Origin of the sequence: Streptomyces sp. MMCC 100 (assembly GCF_041538145.2) — a bacterium.
Lineage (GTDB): Bacteria > Actinomycetota > Actinomycetes > Streptomycetales > Streptomycetaceae > Streptomyces.
The window spans coordinates 41242-58206 of sequence record NZ_JBGORK020000001.1 but is presented as its reverse complement, the minus strand read 5'-3'; the positions used below and the strand labels follow the sequence as shown (position 1 = coordinate 58206).

Here is a 16965-nt window from a genome sequence, read left to right as displayed (position 1 = left end):
GCGTACACCCCTTCCGGGCGGGGCATGTCCATGGTCGAGGGCGTATGCGACGGGTTTCCGCCACGTACACCGCGACCGTCGTTGGCCGCCAACCGTCGGACCGGGTGCCCCGGAATAGACGAAGCCCCTGGCGCAACAGCGCAAGGGGCTCTTGCACAAAGATGCTACCCGAGGAAGCGAGGCATGGCCGAGGTGGCGACTTCCGCGAGCTCTTCCGCGAACTCTTCCGCGAGGTCCGATCAGCTTCTGGTGGTCGTCGATCCGGCCGCCCGGCGGATGGACGGGGAGTCCGTCCGGATCGCGAAAGACGTGCTCAGCGCGGGTGCGTCGCACACGAAGGTGTGTCTGCCGGACGGTCCGGAGGAGTTCGCGCGGGCGCTCGGGCGGCGCGGTTCGCGGCGCCCGGTGGTGGTCGGCGACGACGGTGCGCTGCTGCGGGCCGTGGCCCTGCTGCACCGGCAGCGGGAGCTGGCGGACTGCGCGCTGTCGGTGGTGCCGGTGGGGCCCGCGCTCCGCCTCGCCCGGTCCCTGGGGCTGCCGACCGGGGCCGTGGCGGCGGCGCGGGCCGTCCTCGACGGGGCGGAACGGCGCCTCGACCTGCTCGTCGACGACAGCGACGGGGTGGTGCTGGGGGCGGTGGGGATTCCGCCGACCCCCGTGCCGGCAGCGGTGCGGGAGGACGGGGACCCCGGTCCGGACGGGCCGTCGTCGGTCCGTCCCTGGCTGCGGACCTGCCAGTCGCTCGTACGGACGCTGGCGTCCTCGCGTCCGGCCCGGACCGCCGTGGCGCCGGGGGTGGCCGGTCCGGCCCGGCTGCGGGTGGAGGTCGACGGGGTGACGCTGGTGGACCTGGACCAGCCGGTGGAGGCGGTGACGGTGATACCGGGCGGCGGAGGGGTGGCCGTGGTGGAGGTGCGGCCGCTGTCGGTGGGCGCGCAAGCGTCTCCGCTGACAGCGAGCGGGCGGACGGTGACCGTGTCGGGGGCGCATTTCCGGTACCGGGCCGACGCGGTGGTGTGCGGGCCGGTGGGGACCCGGACGTGGGTGGCGCGGGAGGGGGCGTGGGGGCTGACGCTGCCTGCGGGGTAGGGCCGGTCAGGGCGCCTTGAAGCCGGCGGTGTCCAGCAGGCAGTCGAACGGGGCGGGGATCGGGAGCTTCTCACCGAACGGCCTGGTGACGCGCGACTCGTATCCCTTGGCGGACGGCGTCCACAGAACCGTGGCCTGCTCCTCCTGCATGTCGAGGAGCAGGTAGACGGGGATGCCGGCGCGGCCGTAGACCCCCACCTTCTCGGTCAGGTCGTTGTTCCGGGTGGCGGGAGAAGTCAGCTCGGCGACGAAGGACAGGGCCTCCCCGTCCAGGTGGTGGCTCTCCGTCTCGAAGACTCGCTCGTGCGCCACGTGGATGTCCGGCCCGTAGGCGCACCCGTCTCCCGGGAAGACGTAGAGGAACGGCCCTCGTTCGATCACATGCGATTCGGGTAGATGTGCCTCCAGCTGCGCGCACACCAGGCGCATCACCCGGAGGTAGTAGCCCTTCGACCACGGCGACACGACGATGCTCCCCCTTGTGATCTCGGCCCTGTAGCCGTCGGGTACAACCAGTTCGTCGAGGGCTACCAGCAGTTCCTCGAAGCCCTGGTATTCAGTGCCGCTCATCGTCGGTCGCTCCGCCATGACAGTCATGATGCGCCCTCCCCTTGACGCGGACCAGTGGCACTCGGAGTAGTCGATCGCTTACGCAAACGTGACCCGCTTTTACGATCACCGTCAGCCCCGCCCGAACCGCTCCTCCCGGTGCACGCGCCAGCGCTCCATCATCGCCGCGATCTCCCCGTCGACGAACTCGAAGAAGGCGAGCGTCTCGGCCATGCGCCGGCCCGCCGGGGTGCCGGCGCCCAGGCTGGTGACGCCCTCGCGCAGTGCGCTCTCCCAGCGCTTGAGGACGGCCTCGCGGTTGGTCAGCGCCTCGTACCACTGGTTGCTGTGCACCCGGTAGCGCTCCCGGCGCGAACCGGGTTCGCGCTCGCGGGAGACCATGTGCTGCTGGGAGAGGTAGCGCACGGCCCCGGAGACGGCGGCCGGGCTGACCTGAAGGCTTTCACCGAGTTCCGCGGAGGTCAGTGAACCCGAGTCGGAGGCCAGCAGCGCGGCGAAGACCCGGGCCGGCATGCGCTGCATCCCGGCCTCGACCAGCTGGGCCGCGAAGCCCTCCACGAACTTCGACACCGCCTCGGGGTCGCGCCCCGCCTCCGTCGCCGCCGCCTCGGCCGCTCCCGCCGCTTCCTTCGTCATCCGTCGATCATCTCTCACCCTGCGTCGCTCATCATCCTGACGGTTCCTTAACTTCACAAGTTTCTGAAAGTAGCGTACGTTCCGAAGCATGACGAAGGCAATCAGCGTCTCCGGACTCCACAAGTCGTTCGGACGCACGCACGCTCTGGACGGGCTCGACCTGGAGGTCGAGACCGGTGAGGTCCACGGGTTCCTCGGGCCCAACGGAGCCGGCAAGTCCACCACCATCCGGGTCCTGCTCGGTCTGCTGCGCGCCGACTCGGGCGGCGCGCAGGTGCTCGGACGCGACCCGTGGGCGGACGCGGTGGAGGCACCCCGGCGGATCGCTTACGTCCCCGGTGACGTGACGCTGTGGCGCAACCTCTCCGGCGGCGAGGTCATCGACCTCTACGGCCGGCTGCGCGGCGGACTGGACACCCGGCGGCGCGCGGAGCTGGTCGAGCGCTTCGAACTGGACCCGACCAAGAAGGGCCGCACGTACTCCAAGGGCAACCGGCAGAAGGTGGCCCTGGTGGCCGCCTTCGCCTCGGACGTCGACCTGCTGATCCTCGACGAACCCACCTCCGGCCTCGACCCGCTGATGGAAGAGGTCTTCCAGCGCTGCGTGGAGGAGGAGCGCGAGCGCGGCCGGACGGTGCTGCTCTCCTCCCACATCCTCAGCGAGGTCGAGGAGCTGTGCGACCGGGTCAGCATCATCCGCAAGGGACGGACCGTCGAGAGCGGCTCGCTCGCCGACCTGCGCCACCTGACCCGGACCAGCGTCACCGCCGAACTCGCGGGCACCCCGAACGGCCTCGCCCACCTGCCCGGCGTGCACGACCTCGACGTCCAGGGCCACCGGGTCCGGCTCCAGGTCGACACCGACAAGCTGGACGCCGTACTCAGGTCGCTGAGCGAGACGGGCGTGCGGTCGCTGACGTCGACGCCGCCGACGCTGGAGGAACTGTTCCTGCGGCACTACCAGGCCGAGGAAACGGAAGACGCCGGGGACACCGAGGACTCCGAGGTCGGCGGGGAGGTGACGGCGCGATGACCGCCACCGCAGGCACCACCGCCACGGCCTTCGCGGCCCGGTCCGGGGGCTCGCGCCAACTGGCCGGTACCGGCACACTGCTGCGCTTCGCCCTGCGCCGCGACCGCGTGCTGATCCCCGTCTGGGTCGGGGTGAACGCGCTCATGGTGCTGTCCATGCCGGGCACCATCAAGGGCCTGTACGGCACCGCCGCCGAACGCGCCGACCTGCTGCGGCAGATGGAGACCAACTCCTCGCTGCGCGCCCTGGTCGGCCCCGTCTTCGACGACGGCCTCGGCGCGCTCACCGCCTGGCGCGTCGGCCTGTACGCCGGTGCGCTCGCCGCCGTGATGAGCCTGCTGATCGTCGTACGGCACACCCGGGACGAGGAGGAGAGCGGACGGCAGGAGGTCGTCGCCTCCGGCATGGTCGGCCGCCGGGCCCCGCTGTCGGCGGCGCTGCTCGCGGCGGCGGTCGCCAACGCCGTCCTGGCCCTCCTGGTCGCCGTCGGACTGGCCGGGCAGGGCGCGGCCGGCGCGCTGGCCCTCGGACTCGGGGTCGCGGGCGTCGGGATGCTCTTCGCGACCATGGCGGCGATCGTCGCCCAGCTCACCGAGAGCGCGCGGCTGGCCCGGGGTCTGACGGCGGCGGTGCTGGGCGGGGCCTTCGTGCTGCGGGCCGCGGGCGACTCGGCGACGGACGACGGTTCGTCGGTCCTGACCTGGGTGTCGCCGCTCGGCTGGCTGGAGAACCTGCGGGCCTTCGCCGGTGAACGCTGGTGGGTGCTCCTGCTGATCGCGGCCGCGACGGTGGCGCAGGGGATCGTGGCCTACGGGCTGGCCGGACGCCGGGACCTCGGCATGAGCTTCCTGCCGACCCGGCCGGGACCGGCCGCCGGGCGCCTGCGTACGGCCGGTGCGCTGGCCTGGCGCCTGCAGCGGGGCAGCGTCCTCGGCTGGAGCATCGGCTTCTTCCTCGCCGGGGTCGTCTACGGCGGGATGACGGAGGGTGCGGCCGATCTGGTCGGGGACAACGAGCAGGCCCGCGAGATCATCGAGCGGATGGGCGGGCAGGCCGGGCTCACCGACGCGTTCGTGTCGGCGATGGTCGGCATGCTCGGGCTGATCGCCGCGCTGTACGTCGTGGCGTCGGTGCTGCGGCTCAGCGGCGAGGAGACGTCGGGGCGGGCGGAACCGGTGCTCGCGGGCGCGGTGGGCCGGCTGCGGTGGGCTGCGGGCCACCTGGTGATCGCCTTCGGCGGCGCGGCGCTCATCATGCTGCTCGCCGGGCTCGGCTTCGCGGCCGGGTACGGGCAGGACGCCGGGGCGATCCTGGGCGCGTGCCTGGTGCAGCTGCCGGCGGTGTGGGTGATCGGCGGGGCCGCGGTGCTGCTGCACGGCCTGCTCCCCCGGGCGGCGGTGGCCGCGTGGGCCGTCGCGGGCGCGGTGCTGCTGCTCGGGTGGGTGGGACCGGCGCTGGACGTGCCGCAGACCGTCCTGGACGTGTCCCCGTACGGGCACCTGCCGAAGCTGCCGGGCGGGGAGATGAGCTGGTCGCCGGTGCTGGTGCTGCTCCTCATCGCGGCGGCGCTGGTGGGGGCCGGGCTGGCGGGGCTGCGGCGGCGGGACCTGACGACCTGAGGTGAAACCGAACGTGCGGGCGGGAGCGTCAGGGCAGGTATGAGTCGGGATGCGGTGACGGGCGGTGGCTGTGCGGTCTCGTTTGCCGGGGCCGTGGGTGCGGTGGTCGTGTGGTGGCAGACCGCACGGACCCAGCGGCACCTGGGCAACGAGTTCGAGAACAACGGGCAGGACTTCGGCGCCGTCCTCACCGAGCTGCCGTTCGTCTTCCTCGCCGGGGCCGTCGTGCCCGCCGTGGTCTGGGGGCTCGGGGCATGGCTGCTGGGGCGGCGCCGACGCCCGGCGTCCTCGGAGTCCTCAGAGACTTCAGAGTTCCACGCGTAGCCCCGTCAGACCGCGCATCACGAAATTCGGCCTGCGTTCCGGTTCCGCCGCCAGGCGCAGCGTGGGGGCCCGCTCCAGCAGGGACGTCATGGACGCCGCCAGTTCGATGCGGGCCAGTGGGGCGCCGATGCAGTAGTGGATGCCGGCGCTGAAGGAGATGTGGGGGTTGTCCCGGCGGGTGAGGTCGAGACGTTCCGGGTCGGTGAAGACCGCCGGGTCGTGGTTGGCCGAGCCGAACAGCATCGCCACCTCCGCGCCGCGCGGGAGGGTCGTCCCGTCGATCTCGATCTCGTCCAGGACCCAGCGCTCGAAGAGCTGGAGCGGGGTGTCGTAGCGCATCAGCTCCTCCACGGCGGACGGTACGAGGGAGCGGTCGGCGCGCAGGGCGGCCAGCTGGTCGGGGTGGCGGAAGAGCGCCAGCCAGCCGTTGGTCGTGGCGTTCACCGTGGCCTCGTGACCGGCGTTCAGGAGCAGGACGCAGGTCGAGATCATCTCCTGCTCGGTGAGGCGGTCGTCGTCCTCGTCGTGCGCCGCGATCAGGCCCGAGATCAGGTCGTCGCCGGGCTCCTTGCGACGGGCCGCGATCAGTGAGCGCAGGTAGTCCGAGAAGTCCAGCGACGCCCGGACCGCCTTCGCCGCCGTCTCCTCGGACGGGTTCAGCTCGTACATCCCGCAGATGTCCGCCGACCAGGGGCGCAGCGGGGCGCGGTCGGACTCCGGGATGCCCAGCATCTCGGCGATCACGGCGACCGGCAGCGGCTCGGCCACGTCTGTCAGCAGGTCGCCGCCGCCCGCCGCCACCAGCCGGGACACCAGGTCGTCCGCCAGCTGGTGCACGTACGGCTTCAGCCGCTCCACCGTGCGCGGCGTGAACGCCTTCGACACCAGGCGCCGGATCCGGGTGTGGTCCGGCGGCTCCAGGTCGAGCATGCCGTGGTCGTTGAGCGTGTGGAAGGGTTCCTGCTCCGGCGGGGGCGGGGTGCGGCCGAAGTCCTCGTGCGTGAAACGGTGCTGGTAGGTCCGGCCGAGGCGGCGGTCGCGCAGCAGCGCCGAGACGTCCGCGTGGTGCGGGACCAGCCACTGATCGCTCGGCTCGTAGTAGAGCACGCGCCCCCGGGCCCGCAGCTCGGCGAAGGCGGGATACGGGTCGGCGACGAAGGCGGAGTCCCACGGGTCGAACGCGAGGGCGGGCTCATGGGAATCATCGGATGCAGCCGTCATGGACGGACGATAGGAAACGACGAGCCCTCCGCGAAAGGGGCCGGACCATGCCGGGGCGCGCCATGGCATGCGCTTCGCCCTCGGATCTACCCCGGGGTCACCAGGCGGGCCTCGTAGGCGAAGACCGCTGCCTGGGTGCGGTCGCGCAGGCCCAGCTTCACCAGGATGCGGCTGACATGGGTCTTGATCGTCGACTCGGCGACCACCAGGCGCTCGGCGATCTCCGAGTTGGACAGGCCCTGCGCGATCAGGACCAGGACCTCCGTCTCGCGCTCGGTCAGGTCGCCGTACGCCGCCTGTGCCGAGGGCATCAGGCGCGGGGTGTCGGACAGCTTGGAGAACTCGGTGATCAGGCGCTTGGTGATCGAGGGGGCGAGAAGGGCCTCGCCGGCCGCCACCACCCGCACGCCGTCCGCGAGCTGGCGGGCCGAGGCGTCCTTGAGGAGGAAGCCGGAAGCACCCGCGCGCAGTGCCTGGTACACGTACTCGTCGAGGTCGAAGGTGGTGAGGACCAGCACCTTGGACGTGCTGTCCGCCGCCACGACCTCCCGCGTCGCCTCGATGCCGTTCAGCTCGGGCATGCGGATGTCCATCAGGACGACGTCGGGGGCCAGCTCGCGGACCTTCGCCACCGCCTCCCGGCCGTTGACCGCCTCACCGGCGACCTCGATATCCGGCATCGCGTTCAGCAGGACCGAGAAGCCCTCGCGCACCATCATCTGGTCGTCGGCGATCAGTACGCGGATCGTCATGCGTCACCTTCGGTCTGAGCGGTGACCGGCAGGAACACCGCCACCTCGTACCCTCCGTCGTCCGTCGGGCCTGCCGTCATCTCGCCGTTCAGCATCGACACGCGTTCGCGCATGCCGGTGACGCCGTGCCCCGCGCCGGGCGACGGCTTGACCAGGGTGTTCTGTGGGATGGCGGTGTTGACTATGCGCAGACCCAGGCCGCCCAGGACGTAGGAGACCTCGACGCGGGCCGTCGCGCCGGGCGCGTGGCGCAGGCTGTTGCTCAGCGCCTCCTGCACGATCCGGTACGCCGACAGCTCCACACCGGGCGGCAGCTCGCGCACCGCGCCGGTCACCGCCTTGTCCACGGACAGGCCCGCCTCGCGCACGTTGGCCAGCAGGGCGTCCAGGTCGGCGAGCGTCGGCTGCGGGGCGTCCGGGGCCTCATAGTCCTCGGCGCGGACGACTCCCAGGACGCGGCGCAGCTCGGTGAGGGCCGCCACCGCGTTCTCCCGGATGGTGGCGAAGGCTCGCTCCAGCTCCTCCGGTGGGTTCTCCACCCGGTAGGGCGCGGCCTCCGCCTGGATGGCGACCACCGACATGTGGTGCGCGACGACGTCGTGCAGCTCGCGGGCGATGGTGGTGCGCTCCTCGAGCAGGGTGCGGCGGGAGCGTTCGTGGGCGGTGACCGTCTGCTGGGCGGTCACTTCCTTACGGGCGGTCTGCCGTATGTGCCAGAGACAGACAACGAGCAGGGCGAACGCGGACGTCACCATCATGGGCCCGCTGTTCGTGTAGTAGTACGACCCGCCGAAGAAGGCGTCCGAGAGGAAGGCATACGCGGACGTCAGGACCCACATCCAGACAGCGGTCCGGGGCCGGGTGCGGAGCGCCACGATGACCAGCACCGCGAGGTGGCAGATGAACGCGCCGGGTATCCACGGCCAGTCCCACCCGGACCCGTTGATGAGCGCGACCAGCGGGGTCACGGCGAGGGACAGCCAAAACGCGCCGATCGGCCGCACCAGTGTGGCGAGCACGGGGAGGGCGCACAGGATGCCGGTCAGCACGGCCGGCGCGTCACCGCCGGGCAGGTCGCCCGACACCGCGCCGACGACGAAGGCGATGAACGCGGTCGTCCCCACCACCGCGTGCGGGAGGTACTGCGCGTCCGTCCTCAGCCGGCCGGGCAGCCGGCGGACGAACGGGCCGTCTGTGTGCCGGGGCGGCAGGCGCCGGTAGGCGAAGGGGTCGTGGAACAGGTCCTGGCGCAGTCCCCGCAGGGAGGTCCGGGCCAGCCGGTACTCCTGGCTGCGGATCCCGCCCTCGTGCTGCTGGTGAGTCGTCTCGGTCACGCTCACACGGTAGGCCGACCGGGAGTGGCCGGTCGTCCCCGTCGAGAGGGGTTCTCGGGCATCCGTCTCAAGTACTACGGGGGCCACTGCGCGTCGCTCCTCAGTAGCCCGAGGGGCGCACCAGCCCCGACTCGTACGCGAACACCGCCGCCTGTGTGCGGTCCCTGAGGCCCAGCTTCACCAGGATCCTGCCCACATGGGTCTTCACCGTCTGCTCGGCGACCACCAGACGCTGGGCGATCTCCGCGTTCGACAGGCCCTGCGCGATCAGGGCGAGCACCTCCGTCTCCCGCTCGGTCAGCTCGCCGACGCGGGCCTTCAGCGGGGCGCGCGGGCGGTCGTCCAGCCGGGAGAACTCCGCGATCAGCCTCCGTGTGATCCCCGGCGCGAGCAGGGCGTCACCGGCGGCCACCACGCGCACCGCCTCGGCCAGCTGGTCGGCGGACGCGTCCTTCAGCAGGAACCCGGAGGCCCCGGCCCGCAGCGCCTCGTACACGTACTCGTCGAGGTCGAAGGTGGTCAGCACCAGCACCCTGACCTCCGGGGTGGACCCGGTGATGCGCCGGGTGGCCTCGATACCGCCCAGCTCCGGCATGCGGATGTCCATCAGGACGACCTCCGGGGCCAGCTCGGCGACCTTGGCCACGGCGTCCAGGCCGTCCACCGCCTGCCCGATCACCTCGATGTCGGGCTGGGTGTTGAGCAGCACGGTGAAACCCTGCCGGACCATCTGCTGGTCGTCGGCGATCAGCACGCGGATCACGCGGCCGTTGCTGCTGGTCGTCATGGGGTGTCGTCCTCGGTGGAAGGGTCGGGGAAGGGGCCGATGGAAGGGTCGGGGAAGGGGCCGATGGAAGGGTCGGGGAAGGGGCCGATGGAAGGGTCGGCGGGGAGATCGGTGAAGGAATCGGTGAAGGGGTCGGCGGGCAGGTCGGGGCCGTCGGCGGGCAGGAACGCCGCCACCTGGTAGCCGCCGTCCGGCATCGGGTGGGCCGTCAGCGTGCCGTCGAGCATCGCCACCCGCTCCCGCATGCCGAGCAGCCCGTGCCCGGTCCCCTGCGACGGCGCCGGAGCGCGCTTCGGGCGGGTGTTGGAGACCTCCACGCGCAGCCCGATCGGAAGGTGGGTGAGGTGGACCCGGGCACTCGCGCCCGGCGCGTGCCGCAACACGTTGCTGAGCGCTTCCTGCACGATCCGGTACGCCGACAGCTCCACGCCCGGCGGCAGCGGTCTGCGCGTCCCACTGCTGCCGGTGGTGACGGTCAGCCCGGCGGCCCGGGTGTTCTCCACCAGCGCGTCGAGCCGGTCGAGGGTGGGCTGCGGGGCGTGCGGGGCGGCGTCGCCTCCCTCGGGTGCCTCCAGCGCGTCCGGGTGCTCGGCACGCAGCACGCCCAGCACCCGGCGCAGCTCGGTGAGCGCCTCCAGCGCGTTCTGCCGGATACCGGCGAGGTTCTCCTTCAGCTCGTCCGGCGGGTTCTCGACGAGGAGGGGTGCGACCTGGGCCTGGATGGAGATCACCGACATGTGGTGGGCGACCACGTCGTGCAGCTCGCGCGCGATACGGCCGCGCTCCTCCAGCAGGGTGCGCCGGGCCCGCTCCTCGGCAGTCAGCGTGGTCTGCTGTTCGAGTTCCCTGCGCGCCTCGCGCCGGCCGCGCAGGGCGGTAGCGAGCACCACGACGACCGCGAACAGGATGACGGCGAGCTGACCGGTCGGCTGGTAGTTCAGCGCGCCCACGATGCCCTGCACGACGTACGTGGCCAGTGCGGTCAGGGCCAGCGCCTCCGCGGACACCCGGGTACGCACCCGCAGGGCGAGAAGCAGCATGACGAACAGGTGCCCGATGAGCCCGGCGGCGGTCCAGGGCCAGGTGAACTCGTCACCGCCCGCCACCATCTCGGCCCGCACGGCGAAGGCCCCCACCAGCATGGCCGCCATCGACAGCCACCACGCAGCGACCGGCCGCCACAGCGCGAACACCATCGCGCCGGCCTGGGCGACGCCGATCACGAAGGCGAAGCCGGGATCGAGCCCGCCGTTGTCACCGAGTTGGGCGGCGTCACCGAGCAGCACTCCGAGCGCCGCCAGACACACGACCCCGTGCGGGAACCAGCGCAGCCACACCGAGGGCGGCAGCGGGTCCGCCCGCCAGGTCCACAGGTCGTCGTGGAGCACGCGGAGCACGCGTCCGGCCCGGGCCCGTGACCGGTCCCACTGCCGTTTCCCCCATCGCGTCACAGGATCCACCCTAGACATGACGTGCACCCGCCGCGGTCGCCCGCCGCTGCGGGCGGTGGGCGCGCACGATCCTTGAGCCTCGCCGTCCCCGGCCGCGCTGCTCGCAGGAGCGGAACGTGGCCCAGCAGCCGGCCAGGACCAGCGCGAACACCGGGAGCCAGGCGAGCCGGGCCGCCACCCAGTCCAGACCGTCGGGGAGCGTGTGCAGGCCGGGTAGACGGCCCGCGAGGAGTCCGGTGGCCGTGGTGGCCATCAGCGCCGTCTGGTGCCAGAGGAAGATCGTCATCGCGGAGAGGTTGACCAGCGCGACCGCCGCCCAGGCCACGGGACGCCGCATCGCACGGCGCAGCCGCTCGCGCAGCAGCAGGGCGAGCCCGCACTGGGCCAGGCCGAAGGTGACGGCGGCCAGGGTCGGCGGGTTGAGGTTCGACACCGAGGCGCCGGGGACACCGACCATCGACGCCGGGTAGCCCGCCCAGGCGACGAGCGCCACGGTCGCCGCCGTGCCGCCGGTGAGCAGGATCCAGCCCGATCGGCGGCGGTCCAGTTCACCGCGGGTCCAGGCGGCGCCCAGAGTGTAGGGGACCAGCCAGCCGGCGGCGAGGTTGACCCAGCCGAGCCAGGACGGGGCGCCGAACTCGAAGCGCAGCAGGTCTATGTGGAGGACGACGACCAGCGGCCACAGCGGATGCAGCCGGGTCAGCAACGGCGTCGCCGCCGTCAGCGCGGCGAAGACCAGCAGGAACCACATCGGGGACAGCGCCAGCTTCACCAGCGTGTGGACGGTCAGGAAGTCCGCGCCCGTGAGCAGGAGCAGCGCGGCTGTCACCGTCCACAGGCCGAGGACGGCCGCGACCGGACGGAAGAGCCGGGACAGCCGGGCGCTCAGCCAGCGGCCGTAGGTCTCGCCGCGAGCGCGGGCCGACGCGTACCCACGCGTGGCGACGTGGCCGCCGACCAGGAAGAACACGGCGAGGGTCTGGAAGGCCCAGGAGACCGGGGCCAGCCAGGGCATGTCCTGGAGCGGGCTGGCCGCGTGCAGGCCGGCGCCGTCGGCGACCAGGGCCGTCACCAGCCAGTGCCCGAGGACCACCCCGAGGATGGCGAAGGCACGCAGGGCGTCCACGGCCCGGTCCCGCTCCTCGGGGGTGGCGGCGTCGATGCGGGCGGCGGCATCGCGCAGAGCACCGCGCGGTTGCGCAGGGGTCGGGTCAGCCATGGGTCACCTCCGTGGTCTCGCCCAGGGCGATCCGGGTCAGGTTCGTCAGGGAGAGGGAGCCGGTGTCGAAGTAGTCGCTGTGGCCGCCGTCGCCGGCGTCGAAGACCCGGGCGCCGAAGTCCGGGGAGACCGGGTCGGTGCCGAAGCCGACGGTGGTGCCGAACAGGTCGGCGCTGACGTGCGGAACGTGCTCCACCCAGTCGTCGGCGCCCCGGCCCGCCCAGATCCGGGCGTCGGAGCGCAGGCCGGCGGCGGTGTCCGCTCCGGTGCCGGGGCTGCCGACCAGGGCGATGTCGGCGACGTCCAGGCCGTCGGCGGCGCGCGCGCAGACCACCGAGCCGTAGGAGTGGCAGAGGAGGGCGACGCGGGCGCCGGGACCGGTGATCCGGCGCAGGTCGTCGACCAGGTCGCGCAGCTCGGGGGCGGCCCGGTCGGCGCGGTCGGTCGTGGTGACGGTGGTGCTGACGGTGCCCGGTGTCTCGTAGCCCAGCCAGGCCACGACGGCGGTGCGGGTCCCCGCGGGAGCCTCGGCGACGAGCTGCCGGTGCAGGGCGAGGGCGGCGGCGCGGAACCGGCCGTATGTGTCGAGGCTGGTGTCGGAGCCCGGGACCAGCACGGCGACGCGGTCGGCGTGCGTCAGGTCGCCGAGGACTTCGGTGGCCAGTCCTGCGCCCCGGCCGTCGAAGGCGAGGAGGCGGCGGGACCGGTCGGCCATCGCACGGTCCGCCGCCGCACGGTGACGGTCGCCGTGGCGGGAGGCCATCCGGGACGCCTCCGCCGCGTTGGCCCGGTTGGCGGCGTACGCGTCGTCCAGCGTGGCGGCCGTCGGGGGCGCGAGCGCGGCGGGTGCCGGGGCGGGGATCTCGGGCCGCGCGGCGCCGGAGAGAGGAAGCACCAGGGCACCGGTGATGAGGGCGGCGCAACCGGCGCGGCGCCATCTGCCCACGCGCCGCCGCCAACGTACCGTCGTGCCCCACCCCATGGTCTCTCCCCCTCCGGCTCGCCCGTCCATCGGGCTTGTCTGAAAGGGAAGTTATGGATCGGGCCGGGTAACCCGCGTCCCGCCAGGGAACTCACCTGCGGGGTAGCTCTCAGGTATTACGGGTACGACGACGCCCACCATCCGCTCATTCGAGCGGGTCGAGGACACTGCCGGACGAAGTGTTCGCGCTTTTCGCGACACACCCCCTCCCGGCTCACCAAGCCAGCTGCGCGATCTCCTCCGCCACCACGGCGCACGCGTCCGCCGCCGGGTCGATCAGCGGGTAGTGACCGACGTCCTCCAGCAGCGTCACCCCCACCACCTCCCCGGCCTTCGCCGCCGCGTCCGCGTACGCCTCGGCGACCGCCTGCGGGACGTCCACGTCGGCGCGGCCCTGCACGAGGGTCGTCGCGATTCCGGTGGGCAGCAGCAGAGCGGGGTCGGCATACGGCCGCCGCCCGGCGAACAGCTCGCCACCCCCCAGCAGTTGCCGCGCCGCGCCGCCGCACACGTCGAGTTTGTCGGCGACCTCGAAGTCGGCGATCGGCGCGAGGGCGACCACGCCGCGCAGGGGCGCCGGGCGGTCGGTTCGCCACGGGGCGTCCCCGGGCAGCAGATGCCGGGCGGCCGCCCACAGGGCGAGGTGGCCGCCGGCGGAGTGACCGGTGAGCACCGTACGGCGGGCGTCGGCCCGCGGCAGGTGGTGCCGGACCAGCTCCGGCAGCGCGTCCAGCGCGGCGGCCACGTCGTCGAACGTATCGGGCCAGCGCCCCGCGACGGGCTCCCCGGAACCCTCGGCGCCGGAGCCCTCGGCCCCGCGCCGGTACTCCACACTGGCCACGGCGAAGCCCCGGTGGGCCAGGAAGCCGGCGAACGGGCTGATGTGACGCCGGTCGTAAGGGGCGCGCCACGAGCCTCCGTGCAGGACCACCACCACGGGAGCGGCCTCGACCGGGCCCGCACCGCCGCGCGGCGCGTAGAAGTCGATCACCTGGTCGGGGTGATCGCCGTAACCGGCGGTGCTGTCGGGTTCGACCGCCGGATGGGAGAAGGCCGATTTCTCCTCCGCCGCGTCCCTCGCGGCAGCGGTGCCCGGTTCTGCGGCGGCGTCCGGCATGCTCAACCTCTCAGCGACGAAACGGTGTTGGCGGACCGGGGGAACGAAATCGGCCGTTGGCGGGACGTTATCAGGCCGATGACGTGCGCGGACATGGGGATGTGACGCTGGGTGAGGACCGGGCGATACGTCCCGGCCCCCACCCCACGATCCGTACCGCTCGCGACCGCGCGGCTCAGCCGGCCAGCGTCCGGGCCAGCACCCGTGCCGCCCGCTCCACGTCCGCGAAGCCGACGTACAGCGGGGTGAAGCCGAAGCGCAGCACGTCGGGGGCACGGTAGTCGCCGACCACCCCGCGCTCGATCAGCCGCTTCATCACCTCGCCCGCGTCGTCACAGCGCAGCGCGACCTGGCTGCCCCGTTCGGCGTGCGCCGCCGGGGTCACGGACTCCACGCGGCCGTCCGGGACGTACGCCCCGACGCAGCGCAGGAAGAAGTCCGTCAGCGCCAGCGACTTGGCCCGCACCGCCGCCACCGAGACCCCCTCCTCGTCCCACACGTCCAGCGCCGCCTCAAGGGCGAGCAGGGAGAGGATGTCCGGCGTACCGACCCGCCCGCGCACCGCGCCGGAGGCCGGGGCGTAGGCCGGCCGCATGCCGAACGGCTCGGCGTGCGAGTTCCAGCCCGGCAGCGGGGAGTCGAAACGGGGCTGGAGGTCGCGCCGCACGTACAGGTACGCGGGTGAGCCGGGGCCGCCGTTGAGGTACTTGTAGGTGCAGCCGACCGCCAGGTCGACGCCGTGCTCGTCGAGCCCGACCGGCAGCGCGCCCGCGCTGTGGCACAGGTCCCAGACGACGTACGCCCCCGCCGCGTGCACCGCGGCCGTCAGCGCGGGCAGGTCGTGCAGCCGGCCCGTGCGGTAGTCGACGTGGTTGAGGAGCACGGCGGCGGTACGGTCGCCCAGGGCGCCGGGGACCTCGGCCGGGGTCACGGGCCGCAGGGCGCAGCCCGTCATCCGGGCCGCCGACTCGGCGATGTACCCGTCCGTGGGGAAGGTGGTGGCGTCGACCAGGATCTCGTCCCGGACCGGACCCGCCCCACTGGTGCCACCGGTGCCACCGGTACCACCGTCCTCCTGCGCCATGCGCACCGCGGCGACGAGCGCCTTGAAGACGTTGACGCTGGTCGAGTCGCCGACCACGACCTGCCCGGCGGCCGCACCGACCAGCGGGGCGATCCGATCACCGATCCGCTCCGGCGCGGTCCACCAGCCGCTCTCCTCCCAGGACCGGATGCGCAGCTCGCCCCACTGGCGCCGGACGACGTCCTCCACGCGCGCGGGGACGTGCGCGGGGAGGGCGCCCAGTGAGTTGCCGTCGAGGTAGGTGACGTCGTCGAGGACGAACCGCTCGCGCACCGCGGCCAGTCGGTCGGCGGCGTCCAGCTTCTCCGCCTCGCCCAGGAGGCTCATCGGCTCAGACATAGGACCGCGCCGTCCACAGCTCGGGGAACACGTTGCCCCGGGCCCGCTTCTCCAGCCAGGCCACCCCGGCGGAGCCGCCCGTGCCGGTCTTGGAGCCCATCGCGCGGCGGGTGGCGACCAGGTGGTCGTTGCGCCAGCGCCACACCAGTTCGGCGACGTCGGTGAGGGCCTCGCCGAGGCGGGCCAGCTCGCCGTTCTGGTCGCCGGAGTAGACGGCCGTCCAGGCGGCCTCCACCTCGGGAGCGGCCTCGTACTTGCGGGTGACGTCGCGCTGGAGCACGGTGTCCGGGATGCCGTACCCGCGCCGGGCGAGCAGCCGGACCACCTCGTCGTACAGGCTCGGCTCGTGCAGCGCCTTCTCCAGTTCGGCGTGGACGCGCGGAGCGCCGCGGTGCGGGACCAGCATGGACGCGGACTTGTCGCCGAGCAGGAACTCCAGGCGGCGGTACATCGCCGACTGGAAGCCGGAACCCTCGCCGAGGGCGGACCGGTAGGAGTTGAACTGGGCCGGGGTGAGCTGCCCCAGGGGTGTCCAGGAGGCGTTGAGCGCCTCCAGCTCCCGCACCGAGCGCTTGAGCGCGTCGGTCGCCACCGGGATCCGGTCCTCGCGCAGGGCGCGGGCGGCGGTCTCCCATTCGTGGACGATGACGGTGAACCACAGCTCCATGACCTGGGTCGTGACCAGGAAGACCATCTCTCCGGGATCGTCGGAGAGGGTGTGCTGGAGGTGGGTGAGCACGTCCGCCTTGACGTAGTCCTCGTACGGCGTGCTGCCCTCGAAGTCGAGATTCGGGGCTTCGTGGGACATCGCTGTCTCCTGATGTGCACGGGTAGCGGTCCGCCCTGCCGTTACCGGCACGGGGCCCCGGTCCCCAACGGCATCCTCCGCAATCGTCGCAGGAAACCGCAAGGCCCGCCCGCGCACGGCGGACGGGCCCCGAGGTGCCGAACGGTGTCGAAGGCCGGTCAGCCCAGCACCTCGGCCGCGCTCGGCGAGGAGTCCTTCAGGAACTGGCTGCAGCGCTCGTACTCCTCCTTCTCGCCGATCGCCTGGGCGGCGCGGGCGAGGGCGTGCAGGGCGCGCAGGAAGCCGCGGTTCGGCTCGTGCTCCCAGGGCACCGGGCCGTGCCCCTTCCAGCCGCTGCGGCGCAGGGCGTCGAGGCCGCGGTGGTAGCCCGTACGGGCGTACGCGTACGACTCCACGACGCTGCCCCGCTCGAACGCCTCGTCGGCCAGCCGGGCCCAGGCGAGCGAGGACGTCGGGTACTTCGCGGCGACGTCGGCGGGGGAGGTGCCGCCCGCCAGCAGCTCGCGCGGCCCGGGGTCGTCGGGGAGGTGGGTCGGGGGCGGTCCCCCGAGGAGGTTCTCGTGAATGGCCATGGGACAAGTCTGCGGCATGCGCCCCACC

The 16965-nt window shown here is 72.9% G+C and carries 17 protein-coding genes; 4 read left to right on the top strand and 13 right to left on the bottom strand.

What is annotated here, in order from left to right:
• The first annotated feature begins 183 nt into the window (after positions 1 to 183).
• On the top strand, positions 184 to 1089 hold the full coding sequence (locus ABS735_RS00270) for a diacylglycerol kinase family protein (protein ID WP_373904902.1): 906 nt from the start codon (positions 184 to 186) through the stop codon (positions 1087 to 1089).
• Between the two features lie 6 nt (positions 1090 to 1095).
• Here the strand turns inward: ABS735_RS00270 and ABS735_RS00265 are convergent, their stop codons facing one another.
• Positions 1096 to 1659, bottom strand: coding sequence for a Uma2 family endonuclease (locus tag ABS735_RS00265; RefSeq protein WP_373904901.1), 564 nt, complete (start codon positions 1657 to 1659; stop codon positions 1096 to 1098).
• 111 nt (positions 1660 to 1770) lie between these two features.
• Positions 1771 to 2295 (bottom strand): GbsR/MarR family transcriptional regulator, encoded by a 525-nt coding sequence (locus tag ABS735_RS00260; protein ID WP_373904900.1) that lies wholly within the window; start codon positions 2293 to 2295, stop codon positions 1771 to 1773.
• An 88-nt stretch (positions 2296 to 2383) separates the two neighbouring features.
• Here ABS735_RS00260 and ABS735_RS00255 point away from each other — a divergent pair, with 88 nt between their 5' ends.
• The 3 genes from ABS735_RS00255 to ABS735_RS00245 all read left to right on the top strand — a co-directional run bounded on the left by ABS735_RS00255 (position 2384) and on the right by ABS735_RS00245 (position 5271).
• Positions 2384 to 3328 (top strand): ABC transporter ATP-binding protein, encoded by a 945-nt coding sequence (locus ABS735_RS00255; RefSeq protein ID WP_373904899.1) that lies wholly within the window; start codon positions 2384 to 2386, stop codon positions 3326 to 3328.
• Complete coding sequence (locus ABS735_RS00250) at positions 3325 to 4947, top strand: ABC transporter permease (protein WP_373904898.1); 1623 nt, start codon at positions 3325 to 3327, stop codon at positions 4945 to 4947. The genes ABS735_RS00255 and ABS735_RS00250 overlap by 4 nt, the downstream gene beginning before the upstream one ends.
• A 93-nt stretch (positions 4948 to 5040) precedes the next feature.
• The gene (locus tag ABS735_RS00245; protein WP_373904897.1) at positions 5041 to 5271 is read left to right on the top strand and encodes a hypothetical protein; all 231 of its coding nucleotides are present in this window, start codon (positions 5041 to 5043) and stop codon (positions 5269 to 5271) included.
• Here ABS735_RS00245 and ABS735_RS00240 read toward each other — a convergent pair.
• The 11 genes from ABS735_RS00240 to ABS735_RS00190 form a co-directional block, all read right to left on the bottom strand.
• Complete coding sequence (locus tag ABS735_RS00240) at positions 5254 to 6492, bottom strand: cytochrome P450 (RefSeq protein ID WP_373904896.1); 1239 nt, start codon at positions 6490 to 6492, stop codon at positions 5254 to 5256. The genes ABS735_RS00245 and ABS735_RS00240 overlap by 18 nt on opposite strands.
• 86 nt (positions 6493 to 6578) lie before the next feature.
• Positions 6579 to 7244, bottom strand: a complete 666-nt coding sequence (locus ABS735_RS00235) for a response regulator (protein WP_373904895.1) — start codon at positions 7242 to 7244, stop codon at positions 6579 to 6581.
• A complete protein-coding gene (locus ABS735_RS00230) occupies positions 7241 to 8665 on the bottom strand; it encodes a sensor histidine kinase (protein ID WP_373904894.1) in 1425 nt (474 codons plus the stop codon). The genes ABS735_RS00235 and ABS735_RS00230 overlap by 4 nt, the downstream gene beginning before the upstream one ends.
• A gap of 13 nt (positions 8666 to 8678) precedes the next feature.
• The gene (locus ABS735_RS00225) at positions 8679 to 9365 is read right to left on the bottom strand and encodes a response regulator (RefSeq protein WP_373904893.1); all 687 of its coding nucleotides are present in this window, start codon (positions 9363 to 9365) and stop codon (positions 8679 to 8681) included.
• Positions 9362 to 10834 carry a sensor histidine kinase gene (locus ABS735_RS00220; RefSeq protein WP_373904892.1) on the bottom strand — a complete coding sequence of 491 codons (1473 nt, stop codon included), beginning with the start codon at positions 10832 to 10834 and terminating at the stop codon, positions 9362 to 9364. The genes ABS735_RS00225 and ABS735_RS00220 overlap by 4 nt, the downstream gene beginning before the upstream one ends.
• Positions 10827 to 12035 carry an acyltransferase family protein gene (locus ABS735_RS00215; RefSeq protein ID WP_373904891.1) on the bottom strand — a complete coding sequence of 403 codons (1209 nt, stop codon included), beginning with the start codon at positions 12033 to 12035 and terminating at the stop codon, positions 10827 to 10829. Before ABS735_RS00215 ends, ABS735_RS00220 begins: the two co-directional genes overlap by 8 nt.
• Positions 12028 to 13017 (bottom strand): alpha/beta hydrolase, encoded by a 990-nt coding sequence (locus ABS735_RS00210; RefSeq protein WP_373904890.1) that lies wholly within the window; start codon positions 13015 to 13017, stop codon positions 12028 to 12030. The genes ABS735_RS00215 and ABS735_RS00210 overlap by 8 nt, the downstream gene beginning before the upstream one ends.
• Positions 13018 to 13231: 214 nt before the next feature.
• Positions 13232 to 14134 (bottom strand): alpha/beta hydrolase, encoded by a 903-nt coding sequence (locus ABS735_RS00205; RefSeq protein ID WP_373904889.1) that lies wholly within the window; start codon positions 14132 to 14134, stop codon positions 13232 to 13234.
• Positions 14135 to 14309: 175 nt separating this feature from the next.
• Positions 14310 to 15557 (bottom strand): kynureninase, encoded by a 1248-nt coding sequence (kynU, locus tag ABS735_RS00200; protein ID WP_373904888.1) that lies wholly within the window; start codon positions 15555 to 15557, stop codon positions 14310 to 14312.
• Positions 15550 to 16365, bottom strand: coding sequence for a tryptophan 2,3-dioxygenase family protein (locus ABS735_RS00195; protein ID WP_373904887.1), 816 nt, complete (start codon positions 16363 to 16365; stop codon positions 15550 to 15552). The genes kynU and ABS735_RS00195 overlap by 8 nt, the downstream gene beginning before the upstream one ends.
• Before the next feature lie 158 nt (positions 16366 to 16523).
• On the bottom strand, positions 16524 to 16937 hold the full coding sequence (locus ABS735_RS00190) for a DUF3151 domain-containing protein (protein ID WP_030183762.1): 414 nt from the start codon (positions 16935 to 16937) through the stop codon (positions 16524 to 16526).
• Positions 16938 to 16965: the final 28 nt, after the last annotated feature.